Below are 12638 nucleotides of genomic sequence, written 5' to 3' on the forward strand. Positions count from 1 at the left end.
ATAGCGAATCATGCTGATGCAGCGCAGTACTCGTGCCCGAGGCTGGCCGCAATGGCTTCGAGTTTATCGAATTCGGAAAAGCGCCGGTGTACCGGATAAAGGCCCTGCGTGACCGGCCCGTAGCCGCCCGTGAATAGCAGGAAACGGCAGCCGGCTGTTAACGTAGCTTGACCATCCACATCGCTGTCACCGACCATGATTGCATCACCCGGACGCACTGACGGTGCAATTCGGGCCAATGCATGCAGCAGCGGCAATGGGTCTGGCTTGGCCCGTGGGCAGGTGTCGCCGCCGACGACCGCGCCGCAGAGCGCCAGCAGTCCAAGCTGGTCCAGCAGGCCGAGGGCAAGACGCTCGGGCTTGTTGGTCACGATGGCGATCGGGTGGCCGGCGGAATGCAGACCCGACACTGCCGCAAAAGCACCGGGGTAGAGCGCGTCTGGATCGGCCGGCAGGCCGGCAAGCACCTGGCGGAACGCCGCTACGTCCGCCGCCAGGTCCGCAGCCGTGCTGCCCAGCGTGGTGCCGACCAGCGTCTCAACGCCCTGGCTGACCAGCGGGCGCACCGCGCCCGCCGTCACCGCCGGAAGGCCCCTGGCGTTGGCCACACGGGTGAGCGCATTGGCGATGCCGCGTGCGCTGTCCACCAATGTGCCATCAAGATCGAGCAAGAATGGTGCGAGTGCAGTCATCAATTGATCGGCGGGATTATCATGTTTGCCAGAAACTCGTGGCGCGGCAGGAATGGCGCGAGGTCTTCCAGCGGCGCGGTCACCATGGTGCCGTCGTCCAGCCGGCGCGACGACAGCTTGGGAGCGAAATTCTGCTCCTTGTCGACCATGATCTCGCAGATCGTTGGGCCGTTCGCGGCCAGAGTTTCGGCGATGGCGGAGCGGATGTCGTCATGATCGCTGGTGCGGCGGAAGGCGAACCCGAAGGCGGTGGCAATCTTCTCGAAATCCGGGAAGGTAACGCCTGAATCCGGGCCGCAGCCCACTGAAAAGCCGGCGAAATGCGCCTGTTGCGACTGGCGGATCGAGTGATAGCCCGAATTGTTGTAGAGGAATATCTTGGCCGGTATGCCTTGTCCGACGATCGTCTGCAGTTCCTGCAGATTCTGCATGATCGAGCCATCGCCCGCCATGCAGATTATACGCGACGCGCTGTCCGGCATCGCATGCCAGGCGCCGATGGTGGCAGGCAGGTCATAGCCCATCGAGGCTGCGCCGGAGTTGGAATAGAGGCGCTGGCCCCTCTTGAGGCGGGCGGCCTGAACGGTGACAACGGCAGCTGTGGCGTCAGCCATCACGATCACCTCATCCTCGGCAAGCTGCTCGAACAGCGCTTCGGTGAAGCAATAGGGGTTTACCACGCCCTGTGTGGCCCAGTATTCGGGGAGGACGGGATGATATTTGCGGCGGCGCTCCATGGCCCAATCCAGATACCGACGGTGCGCCTGCGGGGTCTCGTAACCAGCCAGCGCACGTTCCAATGCCGGCAGGAAATCCTTCAGGTCGGCATGAATGGGCATGTCGATCGAAAGGGTCGGCTTGGCCAGTTCGGCCGCGTCCACATCCACCATGATCTTGCGGGCGGCGCGAGCGAAGGAGGAAAAATTGTAGCTGATCTGGCGGATATTGAGGCGGCAACCAAGCACCAGCACACAATCCGAATTCTGCACGGTGAAATTGCCGGCGCGGTCGCCGACAGTGCCAGGGCGGCCGACATAAAGCGGATGGTCGTCCGGCACCAGATCCTGGGCATTCCAGGCCGGCGCCACCGGGATCCCGAGCAGATCGGCCACACGCAGGAAATTGTCATAGGCGCCGCTGATGCGCACGCCTGTGCCCGGCAGCAACACCGGGCGCTCGGCGCTCTTGATCGCGTCAACCACATTGCGCGCGGCCAACTCCAGCGCTTCGCCCTGCAACCAGCCATATTCGGCGGGCAGCGCATAAGGCCGACCATAGCCTTCGCGCAGCGGATTGAAACCGTGAAGCACCGATGGATCGATGAGCGCCGCTTGGACATCGATCGGGATGTCAAGCCAGACAGGGCCAGGGCGACCGGTTTCGGCAAGCCACAGCGCCTTCTCCAGCAGATAGCGGATATCCAACGGGTCTGCGACCGTCGCGGCGAATTTGGTGATCGGCGTCACCATCGACACGATGTCAACTTCCTGGTCGCCCAGTTGGCGCAACCGCACCGGTGCCCGACTGGCCAGCATTTCGCGCTTGACTTGCCCGGAGATGATGAACATCGCGATAGAGTCTGTAAACGCTCCGTGCACGCCGTTGAGAGAATTGATACCACCCGGCCCCGTGGTGACATTCACCGCAGCAAGGCGACCCGACAGGCGCGTGTAGCTTTCGGCCGCCATCGCTAGGGCCTGTTCGTGATGGCAGCAGACGTAACGCAAGCCGTCTACCCGCCCCATTGCATCGTTCAGATGCATGGCTCCCCCACCAGTCAACATGAACACATGGCGGACTCCGTGCTGGTGCAACCGCTGGGCAACATAATCGGACAGTCGCACACTCGGCATTCGCATCACTCCTTTGGCACAGTCCAGACGCATGGGAGCCGTGCACGCTATAACGACCAGGATTGGCTCAGAACCAAATCAGCCAACAGCCTTGAAGGCAGGAGCCGGCATACGGTGCGGCAGGCCACGGGTCGGCACCAGGCTCGTGACCTCCGGGTCATTGCTGTACGATGCATTGATATTCTCCAGCAGGACGGGGGCACCAGCCGATATGGGCGCCGTCGTATGTTCGCCCGATTCAAACTCGCGCGTCGAGATTTGGCCCTGCAGCAACGGCACCGCTAAGAATACGTCGTCGTGTGTTAGCACGTGGCCTGCAGGGATCTCGCGCTTGACATAGACGCCGCGCACGAGCGCATCGAGATAAACCCGCTCACTGCTGGACACCTCGCGACGGGTCAATGGCGTGCCTCCGCAAATTTCCTTGGCCTTGAGAAAGGCTTTAAACCAGACATCGGCCTGTTCCGGACGGGTGCAGTAGCTGCTGACCGGCACGCCCTCGTAATCGATGTCGATATGCCGTTCGAAGGTGCGCGCACCCTTACCGTAGGCAATCAGGATCGAATCATGCCAGTCGCGCTGCTCATGGGTGGACAGTCCGATCGTAACGTCGGGATAGCGCGCCCGTAGATAATCGATTTGGTTCAACTCCAAGTCACTGTCTTCGGAAGGATAGAGCGAAACACAATGATTTAGCGCGAAGGGGAGGTCTGCCGATTTAAAAAAGGCGACGAGATTATCAATATGATGCTCGGCAGCGCCACCGGACGACGCAATGACTGGCTTACCGGCCGATGCGATCTTGCGCAACAGAGTTTTGTCGCGAATGTCCGAGCTGGCAATTTTCAGTATGTCCACACCGAACTCGACGCATTTGTCCACCGATGCTTCATCAAACGGCGTAACCATGGTCAACATTCCGCATGCGCGAACGGTCTCCACCATCGCGAGTAGGTTGTCCCACGGCATCTGAGTGTCGATAGTCTTCTTGATATAGCGGAAGTCAGTCAAGCTGCGATAATCGGGATGGATAAAATTGTCCACGTCGCGGAACTGGAGTTTTACCGACGCTTTGACGCCATTCCTGGCTACCACCTCAGCGAAGTCATGAATGATTTTGACACCGCGTTCGAGTTTGCCCCAATGATTATTGGCAAGCTCGAGAACGAACAGATCGTCGAAGATAGTGTGAGACATGTTTTTTCCAGCCTTTTCCAAAGTTTTTGTGAAAGAGAATTTGGATTTTCTTCGTGCCTATTACAGTACGAAAACCCAAGCCTGTCGCGTAAAATCTTCGTTTACGTCAGGCATGCCAATGTGTCTGATATACAGGATTGCAGGCCCCTAAGGGTTATTCCGGTCTGCATCGCAAATGTTTTTGTGTGTGGAAACTCACCCAGGTAGCTACTCTCGCCGGTGAAATCCACGCTGCCGCGCGCGATGGTGATGTTGCGCTTGAATGCCTTTGCGATTCCAACGGCAAGATCTTCCATTTCAACGATTTCGGCGCCACACAGATCAATCGGTGCCGCGCGGTCGATGCTGCCAATCGCGGCATTGGCTATCAAACCGCACAGATCATCGACGTGGATGAAGGAACGAAACACAGGCACCTGAGCCTTAATCGTTATGATGCCCGTGTGCATTGCCTGCTGCACCATATTCGAAATTGCGTATGCTTCCACCTTATTGATGTACGGGCCGGCAACATTGAAGATCCGACCAGCCACAACGGGCACAGCGGATGCGCGGCCCCAAGCTAAAAACCGGTCTTCCTGCATCAGCTTGGCAAAACCATAGGGGTGAAGATCGCTGCCGCGAGCGGCCAGCTTTGCCGCGCCGGAGGATGCGACGAACAGGCTCGCTGGCTTGGCTGCTGCGATGGCGGCCAGCAGGGCATCGTCGATGCCCAGGTTCACGTCCATGAACCGCCGCTCACCCAGCTGTGCCGCCTTCTCTTTGGTCAGATAGGCCAAGTGGACGACATGGGCACCGGCAACATCGTCCGGGCAAATGCTCTCAAGCGCCCGGACCGGCAATCGGTCTCCCCAAGGCAACACCATGTCGCGCGCTGTGGAGGCAAATGCAGTCACACGGTCAGCCAACACTAATTGCGCGCCCGGCACCGCAAGCCGGCTCGCAACGTGCGCCATGAACGCCTGGCCGATCCAGCCCGACGGGCCGGTCACCACAAAGCGCACGTTGCGATCAAGGCCTTTTGCGGAGGTCATCGTGACGCCAGGAAACCCTTCACGCAGTCGTCGATGAACCCGAAATGGTCATCGGTCAGGCCCGGGAACACTCCCAGCCAAAAGGTGTTGCTGGTTACCAGATCGGCGTTTGTCAGATCGCCCACCACCCGGTAATCGCGGCCACGGAAATAAGGCTGCTTGAGGATATTGCCACCAAACAGCAGGCGGGTGCCGATGCGGTGGGCATCGAAATGCTTGGTGAGATCTTCACGGGCGAAGGGCGCGCCGTCACGCAAGGTCAGTGGAAAACCGAACCAGCTCGGCTCGCTGCGCGGCGTGGCTTCGGGCAGGATGAAAAACTCCTCATACTGCTTGAAGAGCGCCGCCAGCTTGGCGAAATTGGCGCGGCGGGCGGCGATGAAATCATCCAAACGTTCCAGCTGACCCACCCCAACGGCGGCCTGCATATCGGTGATCTTCAGGTTGTAGCCAGCGTGGCTGTAGGTGTACTTGTGGTCGTAGCCAAAGGGCAATTGACCCAGCGCGCGGCCGAAACGCTTGCCGCAGGTGTTGTCCATGCCCGGCGCGCACCAGCAATCGCGGCCCCAGTCCCGCATGGATTCGATCACCCGCTTCAGCCGTGGCTTGTCGGTGAACACAGCGCCGCCTTCGCCCATGGTGATGTGGTGTGCCGGATAGAAAGAAAGGGTGCCGATGTCGCCAAAGGTGCCTACCATGCGGCCATCATAAGTTGCGCCTAGGGCATCGCATGTGTCCTCGATCACGAACAGATTGTACTTTTCTGCCACGCGCATCACTTCGGCTAGATCGAACGGATTGCCCAGCGTGTGAGCGATCATGATGGCACGCGTCTTGCTCGAAACGGCGGCCTCGATCATGTCCGGCTTGATATTGTAGGTGGGCAAGTCACAATCCACGAATACCGGCACCAGGCCATATTGCAGGCTGGGGTTGATGGTGGTTGGGAAACCGGTGGCCACGGTGATCACTTCGTCACCTGGCTTCAGCGCGTCGCCGCGCAGATAGGGCGAGCACAGTGAGGACAGCGCCAGCAGATTTGCCGATGAACCACTGTTGGTGGTCAGCAGATGCTTCACGCCCAGTCGCGCTGCCAATTTCTGTTCAAACTCTGTATTGAACCGCCCGGTAGTCAGCCAGAAATCCAGCGCGCTATCCACAAGCAGTTGCATCTCCTCATGGCCATATACCTTACCGGAAACTGGCACCGGGCTCTGGCCTGGAGTGAACGGCTTGGGCGTGTGGGCTACAGCATGATATTGAGCCACTAGGTCCATGATCTGGTCGCGGATACGACCAGCCTCTGTTTCGGGAGCCGGGTTACCAATCGGGGCGACTGCTACAGCATTGGCCGAGCTAGCAAAACTCATCAGACATTCCCTTGTGTTGCTTGATTTTTCAAATTCGCGAAGCGTTCGATCTGATCAAGGGTAATGCGACGGGCGTCACCGCCGCTTGCTGTGGACTGGTGCCATTCAACTATCCACTCCAAAGCCTGAGCGAGACGCAATGTAGGCTGCCAACCGAGCATGATCCGCGCCTTGGCGCAATCCAACTTCAGCAGATGAGCTTCATGTGGGATTTCGCCGTCAAACTGCTGCCATTGACCGGGCACGCCCCATAAATTTGCAAGCTTCTCCACGATCCAGGCCACCGACTGGGTATCATCTTCGCCGGGACCAAAATTCCAAGCCTCAGCGAAGTGTGAGTCGCCTTTAATTAATCGCTCTGCGATGTCAAGATAAGCAAACACTGCTTCCAGCACGTGTTGCCACGGCCGCACTGAACGCGGCGATCGTATCATCGGGGTCTCGCCGGCCAAGAAAGCGCGGATAAGGTCGGGCACCAAGCGGTCGGTCGCCCAATCGCCGCCACCTATTACGTTGCCGGCACGCACCGATGCCAAGCCAGTGCCGCCTTTAGCCAGCCCGACTGCCGGAAAAAAGCTGTCGCGATAGCTCGCGATTACTAGTTCGGCCGCCCCCTTGCTTGCGCTGTACGGATCATGACCACCCATGGGGTCGTTTTCGCGATAAGGCCACACCCATTCGCGGTTTTCATAACATTTGTCGGATGTGACCGAAACGATTGCTCGGACCTCACCTTGTCTACGTGCGGCATCCAACACGTGCGCGGTGCCTAGAACGTTGGTAGCGAACGTTTCAACCGGTTCGACATAGCCATATCTGACAAGCGGTTGAGCAGCGAGGTGAAAGATAACTTGCGGGCAGTAATTGTTCACCACATCGAGCACCAAAGAGGCGTCTCTCACATCGCCGATAATGTGGGTGATGCCGGTATTGACCCGCGCCTGCTCGAATAAATTCGGCTCGCTGGGCGGAGCCAACGACAGCCCCGTCACTTGGGCGCCTAGGCGCTGTAAGAGCAAGCAAAGCCAGCCGCCCTTGAACCCGGTGTGGCCAGTAACAAGCACTCTCCGCCCAGCCCAGGACCCAGTGTCCATCGACATTAAACATTACCCCGGATCACTAATGCCGGCGCCGCTTAGCAGCCTAAAATGGCAAGAGCAACATGTTATAATTTTTTTAAATTTGGGCGGGTCGTTAATAGTTTTGGAGGATTGGATAAAGCAGCCACTGAGAAAATTTATGTTTATTAGGTGTATAATTATCAAGGAGTTTAAATTACGTAAGTTAAACCAATCGGCAAAACGTCGCACCCCGCAGGTATCAGGCGGCTGGAATGGCCACAGCCGAGGTTTTTCGCGGCATCCTGATTATTGGGGTTCTGGTCCAATTGGCGGCGAGCTGGCACGGCGGTCGGCGGCGCTGGGCATGCACCTGCTGCTGTGGAGCCGGGATATGGAGCGCCGATCGCTACTATCTTCCGCGCGGCCGGCGCAACGGTAAAACTGCGCCAGATCGCCTCGGCCGAACCCGCGCCGTCACGCTTGCAGCCCTCGCCGCAGACGGTTCTGCCGCGCCGATAGATGCGACGCCGCTCATGGCAGGTCAGGTGGATGCGGGACCGCCACGGCAGATTGTTGAACCGGCTGAACAGGTGGCGCTGCTGCCTGCCGTCAATCTAGCCGGCCCGGCGGCGCTTGTGGCAGCGCTGGCCACAAGCGCGGTGGCGCGCGGGCGAGGCCGCATCCTGCTGATCGTACCGGCAGCGGCCTTCCACGCGCTGCCGTATGCGCACCTATGCCGCTGCAAGGCCGGGCTGGCCCGTTTCGTTGATGCGCTGCTGCTCCGGCTCAGGCCGTGACTTAGGCCGTGATCGTGCCGGCCAGCAAATGGTGCAACTGCGCCGGACTGAGATCGCGTGGTTGGCCGGAACCGCTGAGCAGCGTGCCATCGGCGCCAAAGCGCAGCAAAACATAAGGCGTGTCCCGATCGCCGCCGGGATCGACCAGGCCGCCAATGCTGGGGCGGTGATCGCCATAGAACAGCAGGATCGCCGGTTTGCGCAGGGCGGCCATCTCGTCCACCAGCCGGGCCAGAATGGCATCGCCCTTGGCCACCAGCCGCAGATAGGCGGTGGAACGATGGCCGTTGCTGTCGGCCGGCCATGGGCCGTGGTTTTCGATGGTGACCGCATGGATGAATGTGGGGCCAGCAGCGTTGCGGGCGCGGTCCATGATCACATCGGCGATGGCGGCATCGGTCACATAACGATGTTCGCCCTTCGTGGGCATGCAAAAGCGTTCCGGCCCGACCAGTTCGGCAAAGCCGGCCGCCGGCATGATGAGATCGCGGCTGTAGAAGCCCAGATCGTACGGGTGCACGAACAGGCTGCGCCAGCCGGCGCGGGCCAGGCGAGCGGGCAGGGCATGGCTGGCTTCGCCCAGGGCGGTGAGGAAGGGATCATAGCGGCGGAAACCCAGCACATCTTCATCGCGGCCGAAGATCACGCCATATTCTGTGCGGTTGGTATAGGCGCCAAAGCCCGACACCAGCAGCCGGCCATGGGCCCAGGCATCGCCCCGCGCCGCGGCGAGGCAGGGCAGGGCCAGCGCCGGATCGCCAAACAGATCGGCCGGATCGGCAAAGCTTTCGCATTGCACCACCACCACCAGTTCGGCGCTGGCTGGCCCATCCAGCGCTGTCGTGCACGCCGGCGGATTTTCGCTGGCCCGCCAGCGCCACCAATAGAGCAGCAGGCTGGCCAGCAGGCCATGGCGGGCCAGATCGGCGCGGGCATCGGGCACCACGGCAAGGCCGCGCCACGGCGGCAGCATCAGGCTTATCCGGATCATCAGCAGCGCTGCCACAAGCACGGCCAATCCGGACAGATGCGGCAGGATCGCGGCCACGAATTGCCAGGCCAGCAACGCCAGCAGGCCGGCAGCACCGGCCACCAGCGCCGCAAGTTGCCACGTCTGCAAGGCCGAAAGATAAAATTGCGGGTGACGGAACACGGCGGCCAGCAACGCCAGATCGGAAAACACCAGCGGTTCGCCCAGCATGGCGTTCTTGGCATTGGAAACCAGCGCCAGCATGGCCACCAGCCCCAGGGCCACCAGTGACGATACCATCGCATTGCCGCTCACCGCCTGCACCAGGCCGGCCGTAGCCAGCACGATCAACAGATGCAGCCACACGCCGGCAAGGCTGCGCCGGCGCCGCTCGCGCACGAATGCATCTGCGAGCAGCGATGCCGCCAGCAACAGGCCAAAGATCAGGCTAAGGCAGGGCGAGGTGCGACCCATCGTGTCTTTCATATGGAGATTGCTGGGGCGCAACCGTGCAACGCTGGCTCTATAGCGGGGGATTACGGGCCTGTCATTATGCCTGTGTTCATCCACGCCGGGCAAAAGGAACCGGGTTTGGGTTGGACGAAAGCGGGCGGTTCCTGGAATGATGGGCGGGGCAACAGGCATGGCCATGATCAGCGCGCACCAACGTGAGCGGCTGGCCTGTCGATAGGAACCATCATCTGCCTGTATGGCCTCTGGCTCAGCTGAGCGGGACCGCCCTTGATGCCTGACATGACCAGCCCAGCGCCCGGCGAAGCAATGAGCCCGTCGCTGTTGGCCGCGCCGCGCAGCGTGCTGTTGCTGCAGGGCCTGATGGGGCCTTTGTTCTGCCGCCTGGGCCAGGGCCTGATCCGCGCCGGCCACCGCGTGCACAAGGTGAACTTCAACAGTGGTGATCGGGCTTATTGGCGCCTGCCCGGCGGCATCGATTATTGCGGCACCAAGGAAGATTGGCCCGATGCGCTGCGTGGCCTGATCCGCCAACATGCGGTGACCGATGTGATGCTGTTCGGCGATTGCCGCGATTATCACATGGTCGCCCGCGATGTGTGCCGCGAACTGGGCGTGCGCGTGCATGTGTTCGAAGAAGGCTATGTTCGGCCCGATTGGGTAACGATGGAAGAAGGCGGCGTGAACGGCCACTCCAGCCTACCGCGCGATCCCGAATATTACCGCCGCACCGCTGCGCTGTTGCCGCCGGTGCCGCCGCACAGCAGGGTCAGCTCCTCCTTCCGCCGCCGCGCGTTGCAAGGCCTGGCCTATAATGCCGCCGACTTGTTCAGCCGCTGGCATTATCCGCATTAGGACAATCACCGCCTCTGGCTTCCGCTGGTGGAAGGCATGGGCTGGGCCCGCAAATTGTGGCGCAAGCGCGAACGCGAAGCGGCCGGGCAGGCGCTGATCACCCGGCTGGAACAATCAGCCGCACCGTATTTCCTTTTCCGCTCCAGCTGGACAGCGATGCCCAGATCCGCATCCATTCCCCCTTCGTGGGCATTGCCGATGCGATGAAAACGGTGATCCAGTCCTTCGCCGCCCATGCCCCGGCCGGTGTGCGGCTGGTGGTGAAGGAACATCCACTCGATAACGGCGTGCGCAATTGGGAACAGGTCGCGGCCGATATCGCCACCAAGTTCAAGGTGGCCGACAGGGTGGATTATCTGGTGGGCGGCGACATTGGAGCCATCAGCGCCGGCTCGCGCGGCATGGTGACGATCAACAGCACGACCGGCACGCTGGGCTTGGCCATGGGCCTGCCGGTGGCGGTGCTGGGCGATGCCATCTACGACATGGCGGATATCACCTTCCAGGGTGGGATTGGCGCCTTCTGGCAGCACCCGACGCCGCCGGATGCCGAAACCTTCGCCGCCTGGCGCCGCTTGCTGATCGAACGCTGCCTGATCCCCGGCGGCTTCTTCTCCCCTGAGGCGCTCGATAAGGTGGTGAGCCACGCCATCGCCCGCTTCGAAGGCCACCCGCTGGCGCCCGAATGATCAGGCCGTATCCTGGTAATGCAGGGTCACGCTGATATGCCGGTTGCGCGGGCAGTTCACGGGTTGGGCTGATTATTAGGCCGGTTGCGAATGCTGCGACGCTTTGGCAGCGTGCCTGCCATGGATATGACCCGCCTGCGCTCCCTACTGTACCTGCCCGCCAACCGGCCCAGCGCTATCGCCAAAGCGCGCACCTTGGCCGCCGACGCTGTCATCCTCGATCTTGAAGACGCAGTGCAGCCCGATGCCAAGGCCGATGCTCGCGCCGCTGCCGTGGCGGCTGCACTGGATGGCGGATGGGGCGATCGGGCACTGTTCTTGCGGGTGAATGGCATTGGCACGCCTTGGCATGGCGATGATTTGGCCGCAGCCCAGACGCAAGGCTTTGCCGGCATCGTGGTGCCCAAGGTGGACACCGCTGCCGAAGCCACCGACGTGCTGGATCGCGCCGGCGGGCGGTCGGTGCTGGCGATGATTGAAACCCCGGCAGGTGTGCTCAATGCTGCCGCCATTGCCGCCACGCCGGGCGTGGCCGGCCTCATTGCGGGCATGGCCGATCTAGCCAAGGCACTGAATTGTGGCGTTGATGCGAGCCGGACGCCCTTGCTCTATAGTCTGTCCACCATCGTCGTTGCCGCCCGCGCTGCGGGAATCGCATGCTTTGATGGTGTGTGCACTGAGTATGGCAACGAAGCCGCATTCCGGGCCGAAGCCGGGCAGGGCAAGTTGCTCGGCTTTGACGGCAAGACGCTAATACATCCCAGCCAGGTCGATCCCGGCAACGCAGTCTTCTCGCCTTCAGCCGACGAGCTGGCGAACGCCCGGGCGATGATTGCCGCATATGAGGCCGCTCTTGAGACCGGACGCGGCGTGGCCACACTCGACGGCCAGATGGTGGAAATCCTGCACGTCGAACAGGCACGGCGGCTGCTGGCGCGTACCTAGGCCCTCGCGCCGCACTTTTGGCAAAAGGGCGAGAAGGTGCCTTTGCGCACTGCAGCTGGCATTGTTCATGGCCGCGATGCTGACGTGGCAGAGCCGGGCTGTCAAACAGCCACCGCCTGGGGATTGCGGCAAAGAAGGGCTTGGCAAAGCGCGTGCGATTGCCTAACCGGCTGAGCGCTCATTCAAATGGGCTGTTGGGGCGTCGCCAAGCGGTAAGGCACCGGTTTTTGGTACCGGCATTCCCAGGTTCGAATCCTGGCGCCCCAGCCAACCGATTTCCTTTGAAACATTTGCGCCATCTCGCTCGCGCGCCGCTCATCAATGGTGGTGGGTGCCAGCCAACTCATTGTGTCAATTGTCAGACTTTTTGCCATTGCCCGGCTTGGGAGGCGAGGACCCACCCAATGTTGCCTGCAGGGTCAATACTGGCACGATGGGCACGGCCCCGACTTTTCCGGCCACAGCCTGTTCCGATTAGAGATAAGGTGCGCTCGTCCTGCGTTCCCCGCCAATCGCCTGCGACCGCCGCGGTACTGGCCAGCAAATCGTGCTGCACCCGCCCGCGCTGATGGGCAGTCGCAGTTTTTTTGACGAAGCCGTTAAATCCACGCGCCGGTCGCAGAGCCATCTGGTCTGCGCTCCGTCGACTATTTTGCTGCACCCCCACTGGCGCGCGGCTGCCATGCTGGCTATGCGCAGCGAAA

The 12638-nt window shown here is 61.1% G+C and carries 11 protein-coding genes and 1 tRNA gene; 5 read left to right on the top strand and 7 right to left on the bottom strand.

The window, feature by feature from the left end:
• Positions 1–8: 8 nt before the first annotated feature.
• From G566_RS13050 to rfbG, 6 genes are all read right to left on the bottom strand, one after another.
• Complete coding sequence (locus G566_RS13050; protein WP_169522725.1) at positions 9–671, bottom strand: HAD family hydrolase; 663 nt, start codon at positions 669–671, stop codon at positions 9–11.
• 20 nt (positions 672–691) lie between these two features.
• Entirely contained in the window at positions 692–2545 is a 1854-nt protein-coding gene (locus G566_RS0100810; protein WP_022678783.1) for a thiamine pyrophosphate-binding protein, read from the bottom strand.
• A 78-nt stretch (positions 2546–2623) separates the two neighbouring features.
• Positions 2624–3742: an N-acetylneuraminate synthase family protein gene (locus tag G566_RS13055; RefSeq protein WP_022678784.1), complete on the bottom strand. Its 1119-nt coding sequence runs from the start codon at positions 3740–3742 to the stop codon at positions 2624–2626.
• A gap of 101 nt (positions 3743–3843) precedes the next feature.
• Positions 3844–4776 carry an NAD-dependent epimerase/dehydratase family protein gene (locus G566_RS0100820; RefSeq protein WP_022678785.1) on the bottom strand — a complete coding sequence of 311 codons (933 nt, stop codon included), beginning with the start codon at positions 4774–4776 and terminating at the stop codon, positions 3844–3846.
• Positions 4773–6146 (bottom strand): lipopolysaccharide biosynthesis protein RfbH, encoded by a 1374-nt coding sequence (gene rfbH, locus G566_RS0100825; protein ID WP_022678786.1) that lies wholly within the window; start codon positions 6144–6146, stop codon positions 4773–4775. The genes G566_RS0100820 and rfbH overlap by 4 nt, the downstream gene beginning before the upstream one ends.
• Positions 6146–7246 carry a CDP-glucose 4,6-dehydratase gene (gene rfbG, locus G566_RS0100830; RefSeq protein WP_022678787.1) on the bottom strand — a complete coding sequence of 367 codons (1101 nt, stop codon included), beginning with the start codon at positions 7244–7246 and terminating at the stop codon, positions 6146–6148. The genes rfbH and rfbG overlap by 1 nt, the downstream gene beginning before the upstream one ends.
• A 233-nt stretch (positions 7247–7479) precedes the next feature.
• Between rfbG and G566_RS15235 the strand changes: the two genes are divergently transcribed.
• Positions 7480–8004 carry an SDR family oxidoreductase gene (locus tag G566_RS15235; RefSeq protein WP_156874378.1) on the top strand — a complete coding sequence of 175 codons (525 nt, stop codon included), beginning with the start codon at positions 7480–7482 and terminating at the stop codon, positions 8002–8004.
• A 1-nt stretch (position 8005) separates the two neighbouring features.
• On the opposite strand, the gene G566_RS0100840 is transcribed toward G566_RS15235, so the two are convergent.
• The gene (locus G566_RS0100840) at positions 8006–9460 is read right to left on the bottom strand and encodes an LTA synthase family protein (protein WP_022678789.1); all 1455 of its coding nucleotides are present in this window, start codon (positions 9458–9460) and stop codon (positions 8006–8008) included.
• 267 nt (positions 9461–9727) lie between these two features.
• Between G566_RS0100840 and G566_RS15835 the strand changes: the two genes are divergently transcribed.
• From G566_RS15835 to G566_RS0100855, 4 genes are all read left to right on the top strand, one after another.
• Positions 9728–10300 (top strand): capsular polysaccharide export protein, LipB/KpsS family, encoded by a 573-nt coding sequence (locus tag G566_RS15835; protein ID WP_272868118.1) that lies wholly within the window; start codon positions 9728–9730, stop codon positions 10298–10300.
• 56 nt (positions 10301–10356) lie between these two features.
• On the top strand, positions 10357–10989 hold the full coding sequence (locus G566_RS13065; protein ID WP_272868119.1) for a capsular polysaccharide export protein, LipB/KpsS family: 633 nt from the start codon (positions 10357–10359) through the stop codon (positions 10987–10989).
• 120 nt (positions 10990–11109) lie between these two features.
• On the top strand, positions 11110–11934 hold the full coding sequence (locus G566_RS0100850; RefSeq protein WP_040605320.1) for an HpcH/HpaI aldolase/citrate lyase family protein: 825 nt from the start codon (positions 11110–11112) through the stop codon (positions 11932–11934).
• A gap of 195 nt (positions 11935–12129) precedes the next feature.
• Positions 12130–12204, top strand: a tRNA-Gln gene (locus tag G566_RS0100855).
• The last annotated feature ends 434 nt before the right edge of the window (positions 12205–12638 follow it).

Source organism: Sandarakinorhabdus limnophila DSM 17366, assembly GCF_000420765.1.
In the GTDB taxonomy this organism is placed as follows: Bacteria; Pseudomonadota; Alphaproteobacteria; order Sphingomonadales; family Sphingomonadaceae; genus Sandarakinorhabdus; species Sandarakinorhabdus limnophila.

What these genes read in the sequence shown, in the direction of transcription:
- G566_RS15235 (WP_156874378.1), top strand. Translation starts at nt 7,480, where the DNA reads ATGGCCACAGCCGAGGTTTTTCGCGGCATCCTGATTATTGGGGTTCTG.
- G566_RS0100850 (WP_040605320.1), top strand. Translation starts at nt 11,110, where the DNA reads ATGGATATGACCCGCCTGCGCTCCCTACTGTACCTGCCCGCCAACCGG.
- G566_RS15835 (WP_272868118.1), top strand. Translation starts at nt 9,728, where the DNA reads ATGACCAGCCCAGCGCCCGGCGAAGCAATGAGCCCGTCGCTGTTGGCC.
- G566_RS0100810 (WP_022678783.1), bottom strand. Translation starts at nt 2,545, where the DNA reads ATGCCGAGTGTGCGACTGTCCGATTATGTTGCCCAGCGGTTGCACCAG.
- G566_RS0100820 (WP_022678785.1), bottom strand. Translation starts at nt 4,776, where the DNA reads ATGACCTCCGCAAAAGGCCTTGATCGCAACGTGCGCTTTGTGGTGACC.
- rfbG (WP_022678787.1), bottom strand. Translation starts at nt 7,246, where the DNA reads ATGTCGATGGACACTGGGTCCTGGGCTGGGCGGAGAGTGCTTGTTACT.
- G566_RS0100840 (WP_022678789.1), bottom strand. Translation starts at nt 9,460, where the DNA reads ATGAAAGACACGATGGGTCGCACCTCGCCCTGCCTTAGCCTGATCTTT.
- rfbH (WP_022678786.1), bottom strand. Translation starts at nt 6,146, where the DNA reads ATGAGTTTTGCTAGCTCGGCCAATGCTGTAGCAGTCGCCCCGATTGGT.
- G566_RS13055 (WP_022678784.1), bottom strand. Translation starts at nt 3,742, where the DNA reads ATGTCTCACACTATCTTCGACGATCTGTTCGTTCTCGAGCTTGCCAAT.